Origin of the sequence: Acinetobacter sp. FDAARGOS_515 (genome assembly GCF_003938865.1) — a bacterium.
Taxonomy (GTDB): domain Bacteria; phylum Pseudomonadota; class Gammaproteobacteria; order Pseudomonadales; family Moraxellaceae; genus Acinetobacter; species Acinetobacter ursingii.
This window is the reverse complement of the sequence record NZ_RKIX01000003.1, coordinates 3,259,787-3,283,809: the sequence shown is the minus strand read 5'-3', so window position 1 is coordinate 3,283,809 and position 24,023 is coordinate 3,259,787. Positions and strand designations below refer to the sequence as shown.

Sequence of the window (24,023 nt, the reverse complement as noted above, 5' to 3'; positions counted from 1 at the left end):
ATGCAATGAGAGACGTGTTACAGTATTAAACCAATTGTTTAAGCTTTAGACGAACTGCTTTGAGCTTCACATTCGCGTCGAACTTCTTCAATGATTTTGAGTTCTTCTTCGCTAAATGGTTGCTCTTCCTGATTTTGCTTTTTAAAGGTCGGGTCGAGCAGTGATAATCGTTGGCACAAGGTATTCATACGTGCTTCATTGTTCTGGATTCGATCCAGCAACACACGCATACCTTCTAAAATAGGATCAGTCTGATCACTGGTCGTTGCATAAGGCTGAAAACCAATACTTTCAGCATAATTGCGACGACGTTGTTCTTCTTCATTTTCAGTGACTTTATCTTTATAGATAAAACGGGCAGGATTACCCACCGCAGTGACGCCTGCTGGAACTTCTTTGGTCACGACTGCATTTGAACCGACTTTGGCACCTTTGCCGACTGTAAACGGCCCCAAAATTTTGGCACCTGCACCCACAATCACGCCATCTTCAAGTGTTGGATGACGTTTACCTTTATTCCAAGTCGTGCCGCCCAAAGTTACTCCATGATATAGCGTGACATCATCACCAATTTCAGCCGTTTCACCAATCACCACACCCATACCATGATCGATAAAAAAGCGTTTACCAATTTTGGCACCGGGATGAATCTCAATCCCTGTTGCGAAACGGCTAAAAGTCGATAATAAGCGCGCGCTACTTTTACAGTCTTTTTCCCAGAGTTTATGCGCGACACGATGCATGATCAGGGCATGAATACCTGGGTAGTTGCTAATGACTTCTAAGGTATTGCGAGCTGCTGGATCACGCGCAAATACAGCCTGAATATCTTCTTTGAGCTGTTTAAGCATTGGATTGATCCTCTTTATCCATTGATGTTTTTTTCCATGTGCCCTGACTCAAGGCTTGGACACGGCTAAATATGCCACGAAGTAAATGATATTCCATACGATCTAATTGTATACGTCCAAACAGACGACGCAAGCGTAAAGGCAGGAGTCGTGGATTTTGAGGATCAAGGAATTCGATATCCACCAGCATTTTTTCTAAATGTGGATAGAACTCTTCCATTTGTTTATGCGTGACCAAAGGTTCATCCCAATCCATTGCTGTGTCAGCGGTAACAGGCATTTGCTCAACTTTGGCATTGTCTTGTGATTCAGTCTTTTGTTCATGCTGTTGTAAAGTTGCCATGCGCATTTCATAACAGACCACTTGAATGGCTTGTGCTACATTCAGTACACCATACTCCGTATTGACAGGAATGGTCAGATGATAATTGGCCAATGCCAACTCTTCGTTGGTCAAGCCACGATCTTCACGACCAAATACAATCGCAACTTGCTGTTTTTTTTGTACGACTGCCTGCATGGAAAGCTCCGCGGCGGGGCGTACATCCAGCAATGGCCATGGAATGGTGCGACTACGCGCACTGGTGCCAAATACAAGATGACAGTCTTCAATTGCTTGTTCTAAGGTGTCTACAATCTCAATCTGATCAATTAAATCCTGTGCGCCTGCTGCCAGTGCGTCAATATCGGGATGAGGATAAGTTTTGGGTTTGACCAAAACCAGTTTGCTCAGTCCCATGGTTTTCATGGCTCTTAATGCACTACCAATATTTGCAGGCAAGGTGGTATTCACCATGACAATTTTTACATGCGACAAAGATTGTGAAACTGACGCATTGTCAGATGTATTCATAAATAATCCAGACTAAATTTTAAGAATATTGAGAAACTTCAGCCTGATACAAATCCATGGCTTCATCCATAGACAGATCGGTTGGCGGTGGTGCAAGTGGCACGGTTCGTACGGTTTCGGCTGCTTTTGCGGCTTTAGACTTCACTTGATATTCGATATACACCGATTCTTTACCAAAATAATCACGTAATTTCACCAGTAGTTCATCCAGTGGTGCAACTTTCCAGTTTTGTCCTAAATGTAATTCGGCTGTAGCATAGTTTTGTTCTATCGCGATTTGCACGGGAATGTGTTGGCACAGATCAATATTACAAAATGGTAAAATGATCTGTTGTAGCTCTTGAGCCAGTGCTGGAGTCATTAAATCTTGGGTCGGCTGAATCCGAATATGATTAGCACGTTTTTGACGAATTTCATTCAGGCTAAACGCTTTGCTTAGACGTGCCATTGGACGATCAAAGCCTTCTCGTTCGTAAATTTCACCCTCAATCACCACCACTTGTTCAACTTGGACAATATCTTTGAAACGTTGAAAGCGTTCATGGTTACAACTGACTTCAATTCGGGCAGTACCATCATCCAGTGTAATCATGATTCGATTCGGAAAGTTGGCAACGTCCAGCACCAGTCCTGCAAATACGGTGGTTTGACCCCGACGCGTCGGGGTCAACTCGTTAATTTTAAGTGGAATAAACGCTTTTAACTCTGAACGATACACATCAATTGGATGGCCAGTTAAATATAAGCCCAGTGTATCTTTTTCACCTTTAAGCCGAACCTCATCTGACCATGGTTTTACGGGTTTAGCAGGTTTACGTTGAACTTCTTCAACTTCACCAAACAAATCCATAATTCCAGTTTCACGGTTTTGTCGCGCTTGTTCCGCCGCCTGTACGGCTTCAGGCAATTGTGCCATTAAACTGGAGCGTTCAATACCTAAACAGTCTAGTGCACCTGCACGAATTAACGCTTCAAGAGTACGTTTATTGATTTTTTTCAGATCAATTCGATGGCAAAAATCAAACAGGTCGGTATAAGGGCCGTCTTTTTCACGCGAGTCGATCACGGATTGCATGGCTTGTTCGCCTACGCCTTTGATCGCACCTAAACCATAGACCACGGTTTTTTCGTCACTGGCATGGAAGCGATAAATCGACATATTCACAGAAGGCGGCAAAACGTCTAGACCATTACTACGGCAGTCATCAATCAAAAACACCACGTTGTCGGTGTTTTGCATTTCTGATGACATCACCGCGGCCATAAATTCAGCAGGATAATGTGCTTTTAACCACGCAGTATGATAGGCGACGAGAGCATAAGCCGCAGCATGCGATTTGTTAAAACCATAGCCTGCAAACTTTTCCATATAGTCAAAGATATGGTTGGCTGTGGCTTCATCAATATCTTTTTGGGCAGCACCTTCGATAAAGATCTGGCGTTGTTTCACCATTTCTTCAGGTTTCTTTTTCCCCATCGCTCGACGCAGCAAGTCTGCGCCACCAAGTGTATACCCTGCACAGAACTGTGCCGCCTGCATCACCTGTTCCTGATACACCATAATGCCGTAAGTCGGTTCGAGTACACTTTCGAGTAATGGATGCAAATATTCAAACTCGCCACCATGCATACGGTGAATAAAGTCAGGAATCAGATCCATCGGACCGGGACGATACAAAGATACAAAGGCAATAATTTCTTCAAATTTACTTGGGCGTGCTTCTTTGAGCATGCGCTTCATACCGACGGATTCAAACTGGAACACCGCTGTCGTATTTGCATCTGCGAAGACTTTATAGGCATCGACATCATCAAGTGGAACACGTTCAATCGCCAGCGGCTCTTTGACATCGCTACGTTTATTAATATTTTGAATCGCGTCTTCAATCACGGTCAGGTTACGTAAACCCAAAAAGTCGAATTTGACCAAGCCTGCGGCTTCAACGTCATCTTTATCAAATTGCGCAACACGGCTGGTTCCATCTGCTTCACACATGACGGCCGAATAATCTGTGATTTTACCCGGCGCAATCACCACGCCACCTGCGTGTTTACCTGTATTACGGGTAATCCCTTCCAGTTTGAGTGCCATATCCCAAATTTCACTGGCATCATCATTATCTGGATTAGAGGGATTGGTGACGATGTCCTTGAGCTGCGGTTCCATGTCAATGGCTTGCTTTAGATCGACACCTAAAGGTTTGGTCGGCACCATTTTGGAGATACGATCGGCCAAACCATAGGATTTACCCAAAACCCGCGCTACGTCTCGGATTGCACCTTTGGCCGCCATCGTACCAAAGGTTGCAATCTGGGACACGGCTTCACGTCCATAAGTACGCGATACATAATCAATCACGCGGTCACGACCTGCAATACAAAAATCGACATCAAAGTCGGGCATTGATACACGTTCTGGGTTTAAGAAACGCTCAAATAGTAGATCGTAGCGTAGGGGGTCAAGATCGGTAATTTTTAAACTATACGCCACCAATGAGCCCGCACCCGAACCCCGTCCTGGGCCAACAGGTACGCCGTTATTTTTGGCCCATTGAATGAAGTCCATCACGATCAGAAAGTAACCCGGGAAGCCCATTTTTAGAATAATATCAACTTCATATTTGATACGTTCATCGTAGGGTTTACGAATCTCATTCCAGTCTTCATCACGTTCGGCAACAGGATAGAGTAATTCCAGACGTTCTTCTAAACCGACTTTGGATAAATGCTCAAAGTAGGTATCAATGGTAAAGCCTTCTGGAATCGGATAATCAGGCAAAAAGTAAGTACCCAGTTGTAAACTGACATTACAACGCTGAGCAATATAATAGGTATTGTCTAAAGCGCTGGGAATGTCTGAGAATAATTCAGCCATTTCTTCGGCTGTTTTAAAATATTGTGCTGGACTATAGTTTCTTGGGCGGCGATCATCTGCCAGAACATAACCATCGGCGATACAGACACGCGCTTCATGCGCTTCAAAGTCATCACTTTCAATAAAGTGAACGTCATTGTGAGCCACGACTCCGACATGGTATTTTGCAGCGAGTTTAACCGCTTCCTGAATATAATCTTCTTCACCAGCACGATCGGTACGGGTGAGAGCAAGATAAACCCGATTACCAAATTTTTCTTGCCAGGCTTCAAGTAAAGCTTCAGCTTTTTGTGGATTGGAAGAACACAGCATTTTACCAACGTCACTATGTTGCCCTAATAGCACAATCATGTCTTGATGTTGCTGTAAAACCCATTCTTTTTGTACACAAGGAATACTAAGTTGCTGGCCTTCGATAAAACCACGTGACACAATTTCAGTCAGACTACGCCAGCCATCATTGGTCATGGCAAGCAGGGTAACGCGATGTTCAGCATCATTCAGACGAATTTCGCTGCCCAAAATTGGTTTAATCCCTTTAGAGAGACAACTCTCATAAAACTTGACCGCAGCATGTAAATTGGAAAGATCGGTTAATGCCAAAGCAGGCATACTTTCATTGACCGCAGCTTTGATCAGATCAGGTATCCGCACAATTGATTCGGTAATCGAAAACTCTGTATGAATACCAAGATGAACAAACTGCATAACACGATCCTGACCAAGTCCGTCGATGAATATAAGGTGCCAGTAGTTTAACATGCTCTGAGTTGAGCCGTTGTCTATTATTTTTCCAATAAAAACATAATCACTTTTTATGGGAAATACAATGTAAAAAGAAGCTCAATATGGGAAGTTGAGCTTCTTTTCAAATCATAGCTGAAAAACAGCAGATTAGTACTGCCAGAACATCCGCTGGATTTCTTTGGCATCATTGGTTTTGGTCAAAGCTAACGCTGCAAGAAGACGTGCTTTTTGTGGATTTAAATCGTGTGAGACAATCCAGCCATATTGATCATCGGGTTGTTCTGCGTTGCGTAGTACAAAGCCTTGAGGCACTCGTGATGAACGGATAATTTGAATGCCTTGTTCATCATGGAGTTGTCTTAAAGTTGGAACAATATAGTTTGCCACCGAACCGTTACCTGTACCTGCATGAATAATGGCTTTTGCGCCTGCTTTGGCGTAGGCCAAGTATGCATCAGGCAGCATTGAATCTGAACCATATACAATTTGCACCAATGGCAACTGATCACCCTTAATATTTTCAATATTAAATTCAGACGTATTGTTAAAACGTTTGACCGAGCTTCTAAACCAATAAGGTTTACCTTCTACTAGCGTCCCTAAAACGCCCCATTGGCTAGCAAATGCGTTGGTATGAATATTAATGGTTTTGGTGACATCTCGTGCAGCAAAGATGGAGTCATTCATCAGCACCATGACGCCTTTATTTTTAGCTTCATCAGAAGCAGCCAGCGCCACTGCACTATACAGATTAAGAGGGCCATCGGCTGAAAGCGCGGTTGATGGACGCATTGAACCCACCACCACAATCGGTTTATCAGTATGAATCACCAAGTTGAGGAAAAATGCAGTTTCTTCTAAAGTATCTGTGCCGTGGGTAATCACAATTCCATTCACAGATGGTTTTTTGACTAAGTCATTGACTTGACGCGCCAGTGAAAGCAATTCTTTATCGGTAATGCTTTCAGACGCAATCTGTAAAGCTTGAACGCCACTGACATTGGCGAGATCTTTGACTTGGGGAACAGCATTGATTAACGCATCGACTGGAACTTTGGCAGCAGTATAGGTTGCACTATTAGTTGAACTTGCTCCTGCACCAGCGATGGTTCCACCTGTTGCAACTACCACGACGTTATTTTTTGCATATAAAGACGCTGATGCAGCGAGCAGAGTCAGCGCAAGACCACATGATTTAAAAGTTTTACTTATCATTAACCGTTTCCTAGTTGTTAAAATTCCATTAAAAAGCAATGTCTATGCCAGACATTGCTTTAATTTATGATTTTTTAAACACCTAAGTCATTGGCAAATTATTATGTAGTCATAATTAACGCTTTGTGGCTAAGAAACGACCTAAACGGGTAATGGCTTCGCGTAGTTCATTTTCCGCAGGTAAAAACACTAAACGGAAATGATCAGGCGTTGGCCAGTTAAAGCCTGTTCCTTGCACCAAAAGAACTTTCTCTGCACGTAAAAAGTCCAGCATCAGTTGTTCATCATCTTCAACGTGATACATATTGGGATCAAGTTTTGGGAAACAATACATCGCACCTTCAGGTTTGACACAACTAACTCCTGGAATTTCATTGAGCATTTCCCAAGCAATATTGCGTTGTTCATATAAGCGACCACTTGGTCGAATCAAGTCATTAATAGACTGGTAACCGCCAAGCGCAGTCTGAATCGCATATTGAGCTTGATGATTGGCACATAAACGCATGGATGCCAACATATCTAGACCTTCGATATAATCTTTGGCGCGGGATTTATCGCCTGTAATGGCCATCCAGCCCGAGCGATAGCCTGCGATACGATACGACTTTGACAGTCCATTAAACGAAATACACAATTGATCGCCTGCTAAAGCAGCTAAGGCGACGTGTTCAATACCGTCATAAATAATTTTGTCGTAGATTTCATCGGCAAATAAAATCAGATCATGCTTTTTCGCCAAAGCGACAATTTGCTCTAAGACATGGCGCGGGTACACCGAACCTGTCGGATTGTTGGGATTAATCACCACAATCCCGCGTGTATTCGGCGTGATTTTACTTTCCATATCCACAATATCTGGATACCAACTATTTTCTTCATCACATTTATAGTGAATCGCTGTGCCGCCAGACAAATTCACTGCTGCTGTCCATAAAGGGTAGTCAGGCATTGGCACTAGCATTTCGTCGCCATCATCGAGCAGACCTTGCATAGCCATAACAATGAGTTCAGATACACCATTACCAACATACACGTCATTGACATGCATATCGCGAATGCCTTTTTGTTGATAATACTGGCAAATTGCTTTACGGGCAGGAAATATCCCTTTTGAGTCAGTATAACCAATGGCATTGGGTAAATTTAGTGCAACATCATTAATGATTTCTTGTGGTGCTTCAAAGCCAAAAGGGGCGGGGTTACCAATATTCAGTTTAATAATTTTGTGGCCTTGTTCTTCCATCTCATTGGCCGCTCGTAACACAGGTCCACGAATGTCGTAGCAAACATGCTCAAGCTTAGACGATTTTTTAATTTCTCGTGGCGTTTGATGTGTTGTGTTCATTTTGGGGCTCTCAGAAGGAGTAGGGGTCACTTTTGCATAACGATATAAATAACTTTTAAATGTTTCGGTTGTTACCAGATCAAGGTCATGTTGATCTCGAAGTAAGGCAACAATCTTTTCATGCGTAAATCCTGCCAGTTGATATTGTTTGATCACGGGCAGTAGATTTTTAAAAATAACGCTTTTTTTCTGCGACATTTTTTAATCCTGAGCAAGAATAGCGCTAAGCCTATCATATTTATGCTCACAAAAAAGCAATATTAGAAAATAAAATGCTCACCTTGTTTTATTATTTTGCTTACTTTTTGCTTTTATGAGAATTATAAGTGTTTTGTAATTTGTGAAGTAAAGACTAGAAATTTTAGAATGAATCACGTAAATATAGAATTATTCTATTTAAACAGTTAGATGAATAGGGAAATGGTCATGGGAAAACTCAATAAAACAGAACGAGAATGGCAAAGAGAGTTATCACCAGAAGAGTACCGAATTACGCGACAAAAAGGCACTGAACCTGCTTTTACCGGGCAATATTGGAACACCAAGCAGCAAGGAACGTATGTTTGTCGTTGTTGTGGTACCGAGCTTTTTACATCGGACACCAAGTATGACAGTGGTAGTGGCTGGCCTAGCTTTTATCGACCTGTCAATGCAGGCGCGATTGATGAACAGGAAGACTCAACCCATGGTATGACACGTACAGAAATTATTTGCCATAATTGCGATGCGCATTTAGGACATGTATTTGAAGATGGACCACAGCCGACAGGACTACGTTACTGCGTAAATTCGGCTTCATTACAACTAAAAACCAACGAAAAGAATGATGAGGAAACTTATCCATGACGAGTCTTTATCAGTTTGAAGCTGAATTATTAGAGGGTGACACTAAGCAGATGTCTGACTATGAGGGCAAAGTGCTTTTAATTGTCAATACTGCAAGTAAATGTGGCTTCACACCACAATTTGCGGGCTTAGAAAAAGTATACGAAAAATATAAAGATCGAGGCTTTGAGGTACTAGGTTTTCCTTGTAATCAATTTGGGGGGCAGGATCCAGGTTCGAATGATGAAATTGGAGCTTTTTGTCAGCGAAACTATGGAGTTGATTTTCCTATGTTTGCTAAAGTGGATGTCAAAGGCCCTGAAGCACATGCCATTTTTCGCTATCTGACGCGTGAAGCCAAAGGCATTTTGGGTAGCGAAAGCATTAAATGGAATTTTACCAAATTCCTTGTTAGTAAGGATGGTAAAGTGCTGAATCGTTATGCACCCACCACGAAACCTGAGAGTATAGAAGAAGATATTGAAAAAGCATTGGCTCAATAATATTTATACAGAAATTGAGTATGTCTCACTCAGATATCGCATTCTGGAGTGATCCTCGCATGCCTTATGTGGAAACACGTAAGGCATGTCAAAGTCGTATTTGCTATAAAGCGCATAGTCATCCGACTTTTTCAATTGGTGCTGTAGATCAGGGGCAAAGCCGCTTCAGTAGCTATTTACATACGACAGAGAATATTGAAGCGGGTTCAATTGTTTGTATTCCTGCATATATTGAACACGCGTGTAATCCATTGCCAGATCAGGCGTGGAGTTATCAGATGATGCATCTTGATCTGGATTGGCTTAAGCAATTATTAGAAGAATCCGTTACAGAGTGTATTTGCAACCAGATCCCTGAGTTAGTGCCAGAAATTATCAAAAAGCCTGAAATTTATCAGCATTTTTGTCAGTTGAATGATACTTTATTTGATCCAGGACGAACCATTTTAGAAAAAGAGCAATCTTTGGTTGAAACACTTACGCAGATTATTTTTCCATCATTACAATTAAAGCAAGTAGAGGAAAAACTTTATCTTCAGCAACATCTAAAACATTTAGTTGATCTTATTGTTCAGTACGAGCATTTTCTTTCACTTGAGCAATTATCCGCACAAAGTGGTATTAGCCGTTACGCGATTATTCGTTTATTTAAAAGAAACTTTGGTCTGACACCTCATGCTTTTCAACTCAATTTGAGAATTAATCAAGCGCGAGACAGGTTGAAAAGCGGGAGCTCAGTCGTCGATATCGCTTATGATTTGGGCTTTAGTGATCAAAGTCATTTCCATCGCGTGTTTAAAAGCTTAACAGGCGTAACGCCAAAACAATATCAGAGTGGCTTTTAAACGCAATTTTATACAAGAACACGATTTGACATTTGCCTAAGCTGCGATTTTTGATCTGACCGAATATTGTTTATGGAACTCTTTTTAGCGATTGCGGTGACTCATTTTGTTGCTTTACTCTCACCTGGGCCAGATTTCTTTTTAATTTTAACGACTTTGCTTGCTCGAAATAAAAAGGCAGCACAGCAGGTCTGCTTAGGGATTGCTCTCGGAAATGCTTTAATTTTATGGGTAGTTTTTTCCAGTTGGTACTTACTTGGAAAAATAGATCACTCGACTTTGAAATATTTAAAATGGGGAGGTGCATGTTACCTCTTTTATCTGTCATTTTTGTGTTTACGTCATGCGCATGCCAAGATTGAAATTTATCAAACTGAATCATCTCAATATTCTTCTTTTTCTGCTTTAAGACAATTATTACTTGGATTGCAATCCAGTTTACTTAATCCTAAAAATATCCTTTTTTATAGCAGCTTAACCTTACTCGTTTCTGAAAAATTTAATGTTTATCAAAAAATTACCATTTCAGTGTGGATGGTGATGGTAGTTTTAATTTGGAATTTATTTTTGCTGAGATTATTATCACATGAGCGCTGGATGGTCGCTTTACGCAGCCATTCTAAATGGCTTTACTATCTTTCTGGGTTAAGTTTTGTGGGGTTTGCAAGCCTTTTGATGTTGACTCCATCTTAGACATTCTTTAGAAAAAAATGATGTTTCTCATGGACTTTTTCATCAGTCTCTTTTATTTAGCCCTATGGGAGGAAATAAAGAGGGTGTAAACAATGATGAAAAGAAGTCTAATGTTGATAATGAATAAATTACATTGAAGTTTTTTACATGAAAAATTGCAATCGAATTGTGAAGTTCTATTAATAAAAACATTCTGTATTTGAGAAAAGTTATTTAAATTATTTTTATTCTCATTTAGTATCATCGCAATTTTATAAACTGTACTCGTGGAATTGTGATGATCAAACTTAAACCGCTTGTCTTGATGATGGCTTGTGCATCAGGCTATATCATTACCCATGCTGATGATCAGGTTTCTCAGCAATCAGAGTCGGATGGTCAACCCGCAACTGCTTTGGAAACTATTCGTGTGGTTGCTAGTGCAGATGCTTCTGCAACAGGGCTTATGGAAGCCTACGCAGGAGGTCAGGTGGCTAGTGGTGGACGAGTAGGAATTTTTGGTAATCAAAAAAATTTAGATACGCCGTTTAACTGACCAGTTATACCAATCAATATATTCAGGAACGTCAAGCCAAAAGCGTGGGTGACGTTTTAAAGGCAGATCCAAGCGTTCGTGTAGGACGCGGTTATGGTAATTTTCAGGAAAACTATTATATCCGTGGTTTTAATTTAGGTTCAGATGATACCGCCTATAATGGACTGTACTCGATCTTGCCACGTCAATATATTCCAACAGAGCTTTTTGAGCGGGTTGAAGTGCTGAAAGGGGCTTCTTCATTTTTAAATGGAGCGATGCCAAGTAATGGGGGGATTGGCGGGGCAATTAACTTATTACCTAAACGTGCAGGCAATGAGCCTTTAAACAGTGTAACTGTGGGCACTGACTTTAATGGTGGCTATATTTCAAGTGATATTTCACGCCGTTTGGGAGAGGATCAACAGTTTGGTGTTCGAGTAAACACCGCCTATCACGGAGGTGATACTCCAGTTGATGATGAAGAAAAATCTTTGGGACTTGTCTCAGTCGGGCTAGATTACCGTGGCGATCGTTTGCGTCTATCTGGAGATATGGGATATAGCAATAATCGTTTAACAGCAACGCGTCCAAGTGTAACTTTGGGTAGTGGTATCACCTCAATTCCGACACCTGTTGATAGTTCAAGTAATTATGCACAAAAATGGTCTTATTCCAACGAAGAAGATTATTTTGGAAGTTACCGCGCTGAATATGATTTAACCGATGCGATTACGGCCTATGCTGCTTATGGTTTTCGTCATGGTCAAGAACAAAATAGCTTGGGTAATGTGACACTTACAAATGCAAACACGGGTGATTCTACCTTCTATCGTTTTGATAATGCACGTGTGGATATGGTGAATACGGGGGAAGTCGGTATTCGAGGAAAATTGGATACGGGTTCTGTTCAACATAACTTAGTGCTGTCTGCGTCAGCTTTTCAACAGAATACCCGTAATGCATATTTTATGGATTGGGCAAGTCAGCTAGCTACCAATATTTATCAGCCAGTCCAATATGATCAGCCTGAAGCACTAAATCCGTTATTTAATGGTAATGATATGGATTCACCAAAGCTTACGACAAGAACAAGACTTAGAAGTATTGCTATTGGTGATAATTTAAAAGCCTTTGATGATAAATTGATTGTTATGTTGGGTGGTCGTTATCAGACCATTATTCAAGATACTTATCAATATGATAATAAAGGTAAAAACCCTTCATATGATGAAAGTAAATTTACCCCTGCATTAGGTTTAACCTATAAAATCACACCTGAAATTTCAGTCTATGGTAATTATATTGAGTCTTTAGCCAAAGGTTTGAGTAATACAACAGCTAATGTCACTACGACACTAAAACCATTTGTTGCTAAGCAAAAAGAAGTGGGTGCCAAGTATGAAAATGGCGTGATTGGAGCAACACTGAGTTTATTTGATATTAATAAGCAGCGTGGTATCAAAGATGCTAATGGTGTCTTTAGTGATGGTGGTGAACATGTACATCGTGGTGTTGAGCTTACTACTTATGGCAAATTAACTGATGATATTACCGTACTTGGTGGTGCAACGTGGATGCATGCTAAACAGGAAGATACAGGTTCAGTCACTTATGATGGCAACTATGAAGTAGGTGTTCCAAAGTTTCAAGCTAATTTAGGTGCAGACTGGAAACTCCCTGTTGCACAGGATATTTCTTTAAATGCACAATTGATTTACACAGGTTCGACGTATGCGAGTCTAGACAACAATCTAAAAGTGAAAGACTGGACGACACTTGATTTGGGTGCAAGCTATAAGACACATCTTGGACAAACACCGACTACATTTAACTTTGCTGTAAATAATGTATTCGATAAAGATTATTGGGGTTCGGTCGGACTGTATGACAATATCAATAGTACAGGGAATACCAATAATGGTTATGTTGTTGCAGGTCAGCCACGAACATTTATGCTAAGCGCCAGCTTTGATTTTTAATTAATTTTTGACTCAGTCAAAATAATAAAGCCTCAATATATATAGAGGCTTTATTATTTTAATTTTTTAAAATCTACAAGATTTTCTTTAAACGCTGTACCACTTGCTCACATTGTGCCAAGTCCGCGACCAATGCCATACGTACATGATTTTCGCCTGGATTCCCATGTGTCGTTCCACGAGATAAATAACGGCCTGGTAATACTTTAATATGGGCTTTTTCCATCAACATTTTGGCAAAAGCTTCATCATGATCCACTTGTAACCAATAGTAAAATCCAGCATCAGGCTTTTTTAGTGGTAACAAAGACCCAAGTTCTGATTGAAACAAATCAAATTTTGCGCGATATTGTTGACGATTTTCTTCGACATGCGCTTCATCATTCCATGCTGCGATTGAAGCCAATTGATGTTGTACAGGCATGGCTGCGCCATGATATGTACGAAACTTTAAATAGGGTTTTAACAGTTCGGCATCACCTGCGACAAAACCAGAGCGCATTCCCGGTAAGTTGGAACGTTTGGACAATGAATGAAAAACGATACAGTTTTTATAATCATCACGCCCCATTTCCGCACAGACTTCCAATAAACCAACTGGTGCTTGATCAAACCAAAGTTCTGAATAGCACTCATCAGAGGCAATCACAAAATTGTATTGATCTGATAGTTGAATCAGTTTTTTAAATTGTTCTTTAGATAATACAGCGCCCGTAGGATTGCCCGGTGTGCAGACAAATAATAATGCTGTTTTTTCCCAGACTTCGGCTGGAACCGCATCAAAGTCACCCAAATAATCATTTTCAGGCGTACAGTTGATGAAATACGGTTTTGCACCTGCAAGCAAAGCTGCACCTTCATAAATTTGATAGAAAGGATTTGGCATCACTACATAAGGTGCATCTTCACGATTAATCAGTGCCTGTACAAAAGAGAAAATCCCTTCCCGTGTACCTGTGACTGGCAAGATATGATCTTCAGCACTAATGCTATTGAGCTTAAAACGCTGAGTCAGCCAGTTGGCAATACTCTGACGTAACTCAGGTAGCCCTTTGCTATTGGGATAAGTCGATAAATGCTGAAAGTTGTCAATAATGGCTTGTTTTACAAATTCAGGAGCAGGGTGTTTGGGTTCACCAATAGAAAGCGGAATGAGGGGTAGATCTGCGGGTGTGACATCTTTAAAAAGCGCATTTAACTTTTCAAAAGGATAAGGATGTAATAGCGACAAACTGGAATTCATGAAACATTTACCGATTTAAAACTGTGAATTAATGTTGACTGATGACTTGATTAGATGCTTCGTCTAACGCAGATTTTAGCTTATCTGCAAAAAGTTTGGCTTCTTCAATATTCATGGGTTGACCATCTTTTTTAGTCACAAAGAAAATATCCTCAGCACGTTCGCCGAGTGTGGCAATCTTGGCTGAATGGATATCGAGTCCTTGCATCATAAAGACTCCACCCACTCGTGCTAGTAGGCCGGGCTGATCCAGTGTAGATATTTCAACCATGTTTTGTTGAAGTACAGGGTTTAGCGTAATATCAACGGTATTTTCTACATCAAAATGACGAAGTTGGCGCGGAATACGGCGTTGCATCAAGCCCGGATATTTATCGGACTGGCTAAGCGCTTTCACCAATGCCTCTTTCACGGTAGTCTCGCGTTCTGGATCGGTCAGCAGTGTACCAAAACGATCTAATATGACATAGGTATCCAGACTAAACGCTTTGGTAGCTGTGATAATTCGTGCATCCTGTACATCCAGATTCATGCGATCTAGCACTGCAACAGTGGTGGCAAACAGGTTGGGTTTATCTTGAGTATAGATAAAGATCTGAATAGCATCCTGAGCTTGTGTCGACTGACGATGTGCACGGAATAATACCAAAGGTGTAGGGTTATCACCGTGCTGCAAAATCGCACGGGTATGCCATGCAATTTCATCGGCAGATTCTTTAAGGAAGTATTCATCGCCAAGTTCTTGCCAGACTTTTTCAACAGCGTCTAGTGAGAACTCATTTACCAGCGCTTCACTCGCAGTAAATTTGGTGTCTTCAATCAACATTTGATAATCGACAGGACGACCTAAACCTGACCGGATCACGTCTCTGGAATAGGTATAAAGCTGACGCATGAGAGAAGCTCGCCATGTATTCCAGAGTTTTGGATTGGTGGCATTAATATCAGAAACAGTCAGACTATATAGATAATCCAGATGTTCCATATCACCTAGTTTTTCCGCAAATTCTTTGACGACATCTGGATCAGAAATATCTTTTTTCTGTGCAGTGAGTGACATGAGTAGATGGTTTTGAATTAGCCACGCGACCAGTTTACATTCGCGCTCGGTAAAGCCATGTTTACGACAAAACTCAATGGCATCTTCAGCACCCAATTCACTATGATCACCGCCACGACCTTTGGCAATATCATGAAAAATCGCAGCCAAATATACAATATCGCGACGCGCCAAACGCTGAAACACTGAGCTAACCACTGGAAAATGCTGTGCAAATTCTGGTTCTTTAAAGCGATTTAAATTACGAATCAGTAATAAGGTATGTGCATCGACGGTATAAATATGGAATAAATCATATTGCATCAGCCCCATAATTTGACCAAATGCAGGAATGTAGTTGCCTAAAATTCCATAGCGTTTCATATCGACGAGCGTGTCGTATAGACGATAAGGCGAACGGATAATTGCCATAAACAAGGCTTGATGCGCAGGATTATCACGAAATTCCTGATCAATCCGTTTTGCCGCCATAATCAACAAACGCAAAGTTCTTGCACGAATCCCTTCGATTTCAGGGCGATTGGCTAATAAATAGAAGAGTTCTAAAATTGCGCTTGGATGTTCAGCAAAAATTTTATGATGTTGTACTGCGAGTTTGCCATCGACTAATTTGAAGTTTTCATTAATTTCTTCAATTTTACGTTCATAGTTAGGCAAACGTGGGGTAATCACAGACTCATTAAAATAGGCCAGTAGCATTTCATTGAGTGTTGAAACCTGCTGCGCAGTACGATAGTAACGTTTCATGAACTGTTCTATCGCATAATTGGCCGGTTTACCTTCTTCTTGTACATAGCCAAATTTGGCGGCGATATCACGTTGATAGTCAAATAAAAGTCGATTTTCATCGCGCTTGGTCAAGCGGTGTAAATGATGGCGAATTTCCCATAAAAAGCTTTCGGCTTCTTCTAGTACGCTCAGTTCAAATTCGGAAATAAAGCCAAGATGAACCAGATCATAAATGCGGTTGACGCGGAAATGCCGCTTGGCAATCCAGCCGATCTGATTCATGTCACGAATGCCACCTGGTGCATTTTTTATATCTGGTTCGAGATTACTCTCGGTATTGTTATGTTGAGCATGTCGTTTTTCCTGCTCTTCCATTTTGGCATCAAAAAAGGTTTTATCTGTCCATGTTTGAGAAACAATGCGACGCGGCCATTTGGCTAAATGTGAGTTTCCTGTAATCAGTCGTGCTTCGATGAGCGTGGTGGCGACTGTTAAATCATTGGTGGCTTCTTCAAAACAGTTGCGAATAGTACGTACACTGATACCGGGTTTAAAATTCCCCACATCCCATAAAGAGGACACAAAAGTAGAAATCTGTTTTTCTTGTTCAGGTGCAATATCATGCTCGGACAAGATCATGATATCCACATCTGAATAGGGCAACATTTCACGACGGCCATAACCACCGACCGCAAAAAGCCCTAAATCAGTTTGATTTAGTCCTGCATGATTCCAAAGAAAAATCAGCGCTTCATCAATAAAATTAGAACGTGCTAAAACAATATCACGTATGGGTTGACCATTTTCATAAAACTCCTGTAGCTGCTGTTCAACGTCATTACGCCATTGATTAATTGCCTGAATGTCATGGTGACTGGTGACATAACTCAGCAGCGGAGAAGTATTGATCATAAAAATAGGCCTACCTTAAACTGATGAATTTGTTTGAACTTGAACAAGGCTGGCTGCTTGAGCAGCAAGCTCACGCGCCTGATCGGTATCTTCAGCACGCGCGGTAGCAACACCCATACGACGACGCTTAAAGCCTTCAGGCTTACCAAAAAGGCGCAAGTCAGTATCGGGGTGAGCTAATGCTGTATTTAAATGACTAAAGCTTAAATTATTGGCATCTACACCCGCATAAATCACGGCACTGGCTGCTACGCTATGTCGTGCAGTATTGACAGGTAACCCTAAAATAGCACGCGCGTGTAACTCAAACTCACTTTGAAATTGAGATGCCAAGGTAACAAGTCCTGTATCGTGCGGGCGTGGTGAAACTTCACTAAACCAGACTTGGTCACCTTTGACGAATAGCTCAACTCCAAAAATGCCACATCCGCCAAGCGCAGTCGTGACTTTATGCGCGATTCGTTTTGATTCTTGTAGGGCAGCTTCAGTCATGATTTGAGGTTGCCAACTTTCAACATAATCACCAGAATCTTGACGGTGCCCAATCGGATCACAATACTGCGTTTCAATTTCACCGGTTTCTGGATTTTTAGCACGAACAGTTAGTAAGGTAATTTCAAAGTCAAAATCAATTTGAGATTCAACAATGACTTTGCCCTGATTGACGCGACCACCTGTTTGAGCATATTCCCAAGCGGCATCGACTTCTTCAAAGCTTTTAACGCGCGACTGACCTTTACCCGATGAAGACATCACGGGCTTTACAAAGTTCGGATATGCAATATCGTCGCAGGCAGCACGGAAACTTTCCAGTGAATCTGCAAAGCGATAAGCTGAGGTTGGCAAACCTAGCTCTTCGGCCGCCAAACGACGAATGCCTTCGCGGTTCATGGTGAGATTAACCGCTTTAGCAGAAGGAATAACCGTTGCAATGGCCTTATTTTCAATCTCAACCAACACTTCAGTTGCAATCGCTTCAATTTCAGGGACGATCAGATTTGGTTTTACTTTTTCAATGAGTCGATGCAACTCATTTGCGTCCGCCATATTGAGCGTATAAGAATAATGTGCAACTTGCATTGCGGGAGCATGATCATAGCGATCTGCAGCATGAACTTCGACTCCTAAACGCTGCAAAGAAATGACCACTTCTTTACCGAGTTCTCCTGAACCCAATAACAGGACTTTAAAGGCAGAAGATTGAAGGGGAGTACCAATAGTCACGCTCATGCGAATCATCCGTGCAAAAGTTGGGTATTAAGCATAGCAGAACTCGATCGTGAATTAAGCCTTGATTCACATAAAAATATATAGTTTTGTTCGACAATAAAGGAAAAATGAATAAAAGTTTAAATCTGAATAAAAATTAGATGTTTATTTTATAATTTAGCTGTAATTCATCGGCATTTTGTCCACGAATACCCCAGTTTTCTTTAGGGGTTTCAAAGATTGTAATTTCTACATCTTGTGGACTGATTCCACATTGCGCCTGAATGTTGCTAAAAATCTGTTGAATCAGTCGTTTTTTGGTTTCTGCCTGCCGTCCTGAAAACATTGAAATCTCAATGATGGTATAAGCTTCACTTCTGTCCAGAGGATAAATAAAGTCTTCTGGAGCTAGTGCAATGAATCGATGGAAACGTTTATCTTCTGGGTATTGAAGAGTCATTACCAAAGCTTGGTGAATTGCATTTGATAGGGTCATTCGATGTTTGAATGGTACTTTGGTTGGCATAGATTTTAATTTGAGACATTTAATGATCACGTTTAGGTCAAACTCATAAAATAGCAATGTAACATCAACAATTCTTAGGTTTCAAAAAACAAATTCATAAAGATTGAGTATTGTCTTGGAATTCACTAGCATAGGGGCGAAATGTTGAGACAGGTAATCGTTGATGATCACTTCAACACCCAAATTTTTGATTTTTACTCCCGTATTTTTAACTTTGGCTATGCTTTCTGGCTGTAATCAAAATGAGCAGAAGCAGACCGACAAGGTTGAAATTAAAGCTGCTCCCACACTAACCAATGATGCAACCACCTATGCACACAAAGCATGGGATTTGATTAATCAAATAGATCCGATTGTATATACAAAAAAAGTGGATCAAATTGATGAGCAAGTCAGAAAACCACTACGCCAACTCAGTACAGACTGGCGAATTAATGTCAAAATGACAGATTCAGTCACTGAAGGTAAATATGCGCTATGTCGTAAGGCATTAACTTCGCTTGATACATGGGCAAGAGAAACAAAAGACAACAGTGCCACCGTGACCCAGAAACAAGCAGATTACGAACGGGATAAATCGCAGTGTAAGGATGCCATTGCTAACCCTGCTTTAGGTAATACTGATCCCAAACGCTAATTAAATGATTATGTAAAAAAGCGAGATTCAAAAGAATCTCGCTTTTTTATGATTCAATTTTTGTGAAAAACAGATTAATGGTTTTGGTGACTGGTTGTTGTTGAGGTGGTCGTGGTAGTCGAAGCGGCTTTAGCTTTTTCTGGTTTAGTTGTTTTCACTTCTGTAGTTTTTACTGTTTGCGTGGTTTTTTTCGCTTCAGCTTTAGTTGGTTTTGCTTTAGCACCTGATACAGCCACACATTTACCACCTTTATGATTTGGGCCAGTTCCGCCTTGTAGTGAGGTTCCTTTTGGGCAGGCAAATGCAGTTGCACTCATAAATGCTAAGGTGCTGCTTAAGATGATGACAGAAATTTTTTTCATAGTGTTCTGATGAATATAAGGCATTAGTACCTGATTAAAAAATAGAAGATCACATACTGAGCAAAAAGAGTAGTTTTGTGTTGTATTTAATTAAAAACATTAAGATTTATAGTAATGATTTTATTTTTAATTCAGATTTAAGTTTGATGCATTTAATCGACAATTGAACCAGCATATAAAAGCAAGCCCTATTGTAAACAAAACAATAGAGCTTAGGTCGCTATTTTGACAAATATACAATCATGTGGGGTTTAAATTTGAAAAAAATGGCGAAAAAACACCATGAATCCTCCGCACAAAATTAAAATACCGATCGTATAACGCAATAGTGCAGGAAAGGACATGTCATAAGAACCTGTATGCAAAATAGCTGAACCTCTTATTGGATTGCTGCTTGATAACGACGATTGACTTCATTCCAGTCCACCACATTGTAAAATGCAGCAATATATTCAGGACGACGGTTTTGATATTTCAAATAGTAGGCATGTTCCCATACATCCAGACCTAAAATTGGAGTATTGCCATTCATGAGTGGAGAATCCTGATTTCCACTACTTTCTACTACGAGTTTTTTCTCAGGGGTGACGCTGAGCCATGCCCAACCACTCCCAAAACGACTAATCGCTGCTTTGGTAAAGGCCTCTTTAAATGCATCAAAACCACCAAGCTCTTGTTCAATGGCTGTTGCAACTGCACCTGTTGGATTTCCACCTCCTTGAGGACTCATGACTGTCCAGAACAAAGAATGGTTGGCATGACCACCGCCATTGTTAATTACTACATTTTTGATATCGGCAGGCACTTCATTGACCTTTGATACCAGTTCTTCGACTGCTAGTTTTTCCCATGCAGTGCCTTCAATCGCGGCATTGATATTATTGATATATGTTTGATGATGTTTGGTATGATGAATTTCCATCGTTTTAGCATCGATATTGGGTTCAAGTGCATCGTATGCATAAGGTAACGCGGGTAGGGTGTACGCCATGAAAATGATCCTTTTTAAATCAATTCGTAAAATCAAAGTGTTTTAATCAGATTTAGTTTAGGGGATATTGGTTTTTATGTAAATATATTGATAATCATTATCATTGTATTTATTGTTTATAAATTCATATAAGCAATAAAAAAACCAGCAGTGCTGGTTTTTTTATAATTGATTAAATCAAGTCGTGATTACACGTTAAAACGGAAGTGCAATACATCACCATCCTGTACCACATAGGTTTTACCTTCAAGGCGCCATTTACCCGCTTCTTTGGCACCCGCTTCGCCGTTGTATTGGACAAAGTCATCATAGGCGACACATTCTGCGCGAATAAAGCCTTTTTCAAAGTCAGTGTGAATCACACCAGCCGCTTGTGGCGCTGTAGCACCCACTTTAACTGTCCAAGCACGAACTTCCTGTACACCTGCGGTAAAGTAGGTTTGTAAACCCAAGAGCGCATAACCTGCACGGATTACGACATTGAGACCTGGTTCTTGCATGCCCATTGCTTCAAGAAACTCTGCGCGATCTTCATCTTCAAGCAACGAAATTTCTGCTTCAATCTGGTTGCATAAAGGCACCACAATGGCGTTTTCTTCTGCCGCCAATTGTTTAACCGCATCCAAGTGTGGGTTGTTTTCAAAACCATCTTCAGCAACATTGGCAATATACATGGTTGGTTTTAAAGTCATTAAACCAAAACCACGAACAAGTTTACGTTCATCGTCACTTAAATCCGCCGCACGAGCAGGTTTACCTTCATCCAGTAAAGGCTGGATTTTTTCTAATACGGCTTTGGTTGCAATGGCATCTTTATCGCCGCCTTTTGCAGATTTGGTCAGACGCAATAATGCTTTGGCTACAGTTTCAAGATCTGCTAATGCTAATTCTGTATTAATCGTAGCAATATCATCGAGTGGATCGATTTTACCATTTACGTGAATGACATTTTCATCTTCAAAACAGCGTACCACATGCGCAATCGCATCGGTTTCACGGATATTGGCTAAAAACTGATTCCCCAGACCTTCACCTTTAGATGCACCTGCGACTAGACCTGCAATATCTACAAATTCCATCGTGGTTGGTAGAATGCGCTGTGGTTTTACAATCGCTGCAAGTTTATCAAGACGTGCATCAGGTACTGGTACGATGCCAGTATTGGGTTCAATGGTACAGAACGGAAAGTTTTCTGCGGCAATCGCAGCCTTGGTGAGTGCATTAAAAAGTGTTGATTTACCAACGTTTGGCAGGCCGACAATACCACAATTAAAACCCATGAGAGGACTCACAAAAATATAAATTAAAAACTGGCGCTGATTTTACATGAAAGCCATGACAAAGTCAGGTCATGGCTAAGTGCAAATCATCACAAGTTTAAATTTTGCGTTTGTCTAACTGTTGAGAAAGCGTATCTCCAGTGGCTTGAATCAACATCACCAATACAATCAGCACTACAATCACCGCAAACATCACAGTTAAATCAAAACGTTGATAGCCATATCGATAAGCAATATCCCCCAGACCGCCTGCACCAATCGCACCTGCGATAGCTGAAGAGTTAATCATGGTGACGATGGTCACGGTAAAACCTGCCACAATGCCCGGTAATGCTTCAGGCAATAGCACATGCCAGATAATCTGCTGACGATTACAGCCGATCGCTTGTGCAGCTTCGATTAGCCCTTGATCCACTTCGCGTAAACTGACTTCTGCAATGCGAGCAAAAAAAGGAATCGCGGCAAGGGTCAGTGGAACCACCGCAGCCCAAACGCCATAACTGGTTCCGACAATCCAGCGGGTGATGGGAATCAGTGCGACCATCAGGATCAAAAAAGGAATAGAGCGGGTAATATTAATGATCCAGCCAATCGGTTGATTGATGGTCTGAGAAGGATAAATACCATTTTCTGAGGTACTGACTAAAATCACAGCGAGTGGTAGCCCGATGAGAAATGCCAATAAAGCGGAAACCCCGACCATGATCAAGGTGTCGAGCGTTCCTGTCAGTAATAAATCAATGAGTTGGTCGTGCATAACCGATCACCTCGATATGTTGTATCAGCGATGTAAGTTGTTGTTTTAAATGATTTAGATCAGGATTGAGTCGTGGTATGCCGACCACCCACGATCCAATCAAATGTTGTTGAATGTTATCTACATAACTTTGGTACAAATACACAGGGGTATCAAAGCTCGCCAGAAGTTGCGTCAGATCCGGTGCATGTTGGGTATCGCTTTGATATTTCAGTTTAAGAATCGTATGGGTGGAGTCGGCTTGAATGTATGAATGCACTTGAAATGGTAAATCCAATTGTTCCAGATTTAACAGTTCTTGAGTAATCGGCTGTACAGGATTGGAAAAGACCGACCAGACTTGGCCTGACTCCACGATTTGACCTTGTTCAATCACCACCACCTGATCACAAATTTCACGTATCACTTGCATTTCATGGGTAATCAAGACAATGGTAATGCCAAGTTCCTGATTAATTTTTTTCAGTAAAGACAAAATGACAGCAGTGCTTTCAGGGTCTAAAGCCGAGGTTGCTTCATCACACAGTAAAATTTCTGGATGATGAACCAGTGCTCTGGCAATGCCGACACGCTGCTTTTGTCCACCTGAAAGCTGAGAAGGGTATTGCTCAGCTTTATGGCTGAGCCCTACCAAAGCTAAAACTTCATCGACGCGATTTTTAATGTCAGATTTGGCATAGCCCGAAACTTTGAGTGGGAGTGCCACATTTTCCCATACCGTTTTGGCTGACATTAAATTAAAATGTTGAAAAATCATGCCAATGCGTTGACGTAACTTGATCAAACGTGCGTGATCCAGTGTGGTCAGTTCATCTTGATGAATTTTGATTGAGCCTGAACTCGGTTGCTCAAGTCCATTTAGGGTACGCAATAAAGAAGATTTACCCGCACCGCTTTTACCAATGATCCCAACAATTTTACCTTCTGGAATATCCAGATTAATTTCTTTTAATGCCTCAACTTGTTGACCTTGACTATCATAGGTTTTATTGAGTGAGCGAATTTGAATATGTGGAACTGCAAAATTCACTTGAGCGCCGAAACTGACCATGACTTAACTCCATGA

18 protein-coding genes and 2 pseudogenes are annotated in these 24,023 nt (G+C 41.0%); 6 read left to right on the top strand and 14 right to left on the bottom strand.

What is annotated here, in order from left to right:
• Positions 1–38: 38 nt before the first annotated feature.
• The 5 genes from cysE to EGS47_RS17295 form a co-directional block, all read right to left on the bottom strand.
• Positions 39–851 (bottom strand): serine O-acetyltransferase, encoded by an 813-nt coding sequence (gene cysE, locus EGS47_RS17315; protein ID WP_034697719.1) that lies wholly within the window; start codon positions 849–851, stop codon positions 39–41.
• On the bottom strand, positions 844–1,704 hold the full coding sequence (locus tag EGS47_RS17310; protein ID WP_004997053.1) for an RNA methyltransferase: 861 nt from the start codon (positions 1,702–1,704) through the stop codon (positions 844–846). The genes cysE and EGS47_RS17310 overlap by 8 nt, the downstream gene beginning before the upstream one ends.
• A 19-nt stretch (positions 1,705–1,723) precedes the next feature.
• Positions 1,724–5,287 (bottom strand): DNA polymerase III subunit alpha, encoded by a 3,564-nt coding sequence (gene dnaE, locus EGS47_RS17305; RefSeq protein ID WP_004997054.1) that lies wholly within the window; start codon positions 5,285–5,287, stop codon positions 1,724–1,726.
• A gap of 186 nt (positions 5,288–5,473) precedes the next feature.
• Positions 5,474–6,541 (bottom strand): asparaginase, encoded by a 1,068-nt coding sequence (locus tag EGS47_RS17300; RefSeq protein ID WP_004989587.1) that lies wholly within the window; start codon positions 6,539–6,541, stop codon positions 5,474–5,476.
• Positions 6,542–6,656: 115 nt separating this feature from the next.
• Entirely contained in the window at positions 6,657–8,087 is a 1,431-nt protein-coding gene (locus tag EGS47_RS17295; protein WP_004997056.1) for a pyridoxal phosphate-dependent aminotransferase, read from the bottom strand.
• A gap of 228 nt (positions 8,088–8,315) precedes the next feature.
• Here EGS47_RS17295 and msrB point away from each other — a divergent pair, with 228 nt between their 5' ends.
• The 5 genes and pseudogenes from msrB to EGS47_RS17265 all read left to right on the top strand — a co-directional run bounded on the left by msrB (position 8,316) and on the right by EGS47_RS17265 (position 13,251).
• Positions 8,316–8,735: a peptide-methionine (R)-S-oxide reductase MsrB gene (gene msrB, locus EGS47_RS17290; RefSeq protein ID WP_004989584.1), complete on the top strand. Its 420-nt coding sequence runs from the start codon at positions 8,316–8,318 to the stop codon at positions 8,733–8,735.
• Positions 8,732–9,217, top strand: coding sequence for a glutathione peroxidase (locus EGS47_RS17285; protein ID WP_004989581.1), 486 nt, complete (start codon positions 8,732–8,734; stop codon positions 9,215–9,217). Before msrB ends, EGS47_RS17285 begins: the two co-directional genes overlap by 4 nt.
• Positions 9,218–9,237: 20 nt before the next feature.
• Complete coding sequence (locus EGS47_RS17280) at positions 9,238–10,062, top strand: AraC family transcriptional regulator (protein WP_179943801.1); 825 nt, start codon at positions 9,238–9,240, stop codon at positions 10,060–10,062.
• Between the two features lie 72 nt (positions 10,063–10,134).
• Positions 10,135–10,755, top strand: coding sequence for a LysE family translocator (locus tag EGS47_RS17275; RefSeq protein WP_004989576.1), 621 nt, complete (start codon positions 10,135–10,137; stop codon positions 10,753–10,755).
• A gap of 277 nt (positions 10,756–11,032) precedes the next feature.
• A pseudogene (locus EGS47_RS17265) lies at positions 11,033–13,251 on the top strand (TonB-dependent receptor).
• Between the two features lie 73 nt (positions 13,252–13,324).
• Here EGS47_RS17265 and dapC read toward each other — a convergent pair.
• From dapC to EGS47_RS17245, 4 genes and pseudogenes are all read right to left on the bottom strand, one after another.
• Positions 13,325–14,494 (bottom strand): succinyldiaminopimelate transaminase, encoded by a 1,170-nt coding sequence (gene dapC / locus EGS47_RS17260; protein ID WP_004989569.1) that lies wholly within the window; start codon positions 14,492–14,494, stop codon positions 13,325–13,327.
• Between the two features lie 28 nt (positions 14,495–14,522).
• A complete protein-coding gene (gene glnD, locus EGS47_RS17255) occupies positions 14,523–17,195 on the bottom strand; it encodes a [protein-PII] uridylyltransferase (RefSeq protein ID WP_004989567.1) in 2,673 nt (890 codons plus the stop codon).
• A gap of 15 nt (positions 17,196–17,210) precedes the next feature.
• Positions 17,211–18,434: a formate-dependent phosphoribosylglycinamide formyltransferase gene (gene purT, locus EGS47_RS17250; RefSeq protein WP_171063271.1), complete on the bottom strand. Its 1,224-nt coding sequence runs from the start codon at positions 18,432–18,434 to the stop codon at positions 17,211–17,213.
• 127 nt (positions 18,435–18,561) lie between these two features.
• A pseudogene (locus EGS47_RS17245) lies at positions 18,562–18,949 on the bottom strand (tautomerase family protein).
• A gap of 201 nt (positions 18,950–19,150) precedes the next feature.
• Here EGS47_RS17245 and EGS47_RS17240 point away from each other — a divergent pair.
• On the top strand, positions 19,151–19,567 hold the full coding sequence (locus EGS47_RS17240) for a hypothetical protein (RefSeq protein WP_227546650.1): 417 nt from the start codon (positions 19,151–19,153) through the stop codon (positions 19,565–19,567).
• A 74-nt stretch (positions 19,568–19,641) separates the two neighbouring features.
• On the opposite strand, the gene EGS47_RS18855 is transcribed toward EGS47_RS17240, so the two are convergent.
• The 5 genes from EGS47_RS18855 to EGS47_RS17215 form a co-directional block, all read right to left on the bottom strand.
• Positions 19,642–19,929: a hypothetical protein gene (locus EGS47_RS18855; protein WP_010588705.1), complete on the bottom strand. Its 288-nt coding sequence runs from the start codon at positions 19,927–19,929 to the stop codon at positions 19,642–19,644.
• 379 nt (positions 19,930–20,308) lie between these two features.
• Positions 20,309–20,920 carry a superoxide dismutase gene (locus EGS47_RS17230; RefSeq protein ID WP_004989559.1) on the bottom strand — a complete coding sequence of 204 codons (612 nt, stop codon included), beginning with the start codon at positions 20,918–20,920 and terminating at the stop codon, positions 20,309–20,311.
• 188 nt (positions 20,921–21,108) lie between these two features.
• Positions 21,109–22,200, bottom strand: coding sequence for a redox-regulated ATPase YchF (gene ychF / locus EGS47_RS17225; RefSeq protein WP_004989558.1), 1,092 nt, complete (start codon positions 22,198–22,200; stop codon positions 21,109–21,111).
• A gap of 97 nt (positions 22,201–22,297) precedes the next feature.
• Positions 22,298–22,957, bottom strand: a complete 660-nt coding sequence (locus tag EGS47_RS17220) for a methionine ABC transporter permease (protein ID WP_005003894.1) — start codon at positions 22,955–22,957, stop codon at positions 22,298–22,300.
• A complete protein-coding gene (locus EGS47_RS17215; RefSeq protein ID WP_119686854.1) occupies positions 22,938–24,008 on the bottom strand; it encodes a methionine ABC transporter ATP-binding protein in 1,071 nt (356 codons plus the stop codon). The genes EGS47_RS17220 and EGS47_RS17215 overlap by 20 nt, the downstream gene beginning before the upstream one ends.
• Positions 24,009–24,023: the final 15 nt, after the last annotated feature.

What these genes read in the sequence shown, in the direction of transcription:
- cysE (WP_034697719.1), bottom strand. Translation starts at nt 851, where the DNA reads ATGCTTAAACAGCTCAAAGAAGATATTCAGGCTGTATTTGCGCGTGAT.
- EGS47_RS17310 (WP_004997053.1), bottom strand. Translation starts at nt 1,704, where the DNA reads ATGAATACATCTGACAATGCGTCAGTTTCACAATCTTTGTCGCATGTA.
- dnaE (WP_004997054.1), bottom strand. Translation starts at nt 5,287, where the DNA reads ATGCAGTTTGTTCATCTTGGTATTCATACAGAGTTTTCGATTACCGAA.
- EGS47_RS17300 (WP_004989587.1), bottom strand. Translation starts at nt 6,541, where the DNA reads ATGATAAGTAAAACTTTTAAATCATGTGGTCTTGCGCTGACTCTGCTC.
- EGS47_RS17295 (WP_004997056.1), bottom strand. Translation starts at nt 8,087, where the DNA reads ATGTCGCAGAAAAAAAGCGTTATTTTTAAAAATCTACTGCCCGTGATC.
- msrB (WP_004989584.1), top strand. Translation starts at nt 8,316, where the DNA reads ATGGGAAAACTCAATAAAACAGAACGAGAATGGCAAAGAGAGTTATCA.
- EGS47_RS17285 (WP_004989581.1), top strand. Translation starts at nt 8,732, where the DNA reads ATGACGAGTCTTTATCAGTTTGAAGCTGAATTATTAGAGGGTGACACT.
- EGS47_RS17280 (WP_179943801.1), top strand. Translation starts at nt 9,238, where the DNA reads ATGTCTCACTCAGATATCGCATTCTGGAGTGATCCTCGCATGCCTTAT.
- EGS47_RS17275 (WP_004989576.1), top strand. Translation starts at nt 10,135, where the DNA reads ATGGAACTCTTTTTAGCGATTGCGGTGACTCATTTTGTTGCTTTACTC.
- dapC (WP_004989569.1), bottom strand. Translation starts at nt 14,494, where the DNA reads ATGAATTCCAGTTTGTCGCTATTACATCCTTATCCTTTTGAAAAGTTA.
- glnD (WP_004989567.1), bottom strand. Translation starts at nt 17,195, where the DNA reads ATGATCAATACTTCTCCGCTGCTGAGTTATGTCACCAGTCACCATGAC.
- purT (WP_171063271.1), bottom strand. Translation starts at nt 18,434, where the DNA reads ATGATTCGCATGAGCGTGACTATTGGTACTCCCCTTCAATCTTCTGCC.
- EGS47_RS17240 (WP_227546650.1), top strand. Translation starts at nt 19,151, where the DNA reads ATGCTTTCTGGCTGTAATCAAAATGAGCAGAAGCAGACCGACAAGGTT.
- EGS47_RS18855 (WP_010588705.1), bottom strand. Translation starts at nt 19,929, where the DNA reads ATGAAAAAAATTTCTGTCATCATCTTAAGCAGCACCTTAGCATTTATG.
- EGS47_RS17230 (WP_004989559.1), bottom strand. Translation starts at nt 20,920, where the DNA reads ATGGCGTACACCCTACCCGCGTTACCTTATGCATACGATGCACTTGAA.
- ychF (WP_004989558.1), bottom strand. Translation starts at nt 22,200, where the DNA reads ATGGGTTTTAATTGTGGTATTGTCGGCCTGCCAAACGTTGGTAAATCA.
- EGS47_RS17220 (WP_005003894.1), bottom strand. Translation starts at nt 22,957, where the DNA reads ATGCACGACCAACTCATTGATTTATTACTGACAGGAACGCTCGACACC.
- EGS47_RS17215 (WP_119686854.1), bottom strand. Translation starts at nt 24,008, where the DNA reads ATGGTCAGTTTCGGCGCTCAAGTGAATTTTGCAGTTCCACATATTCAA.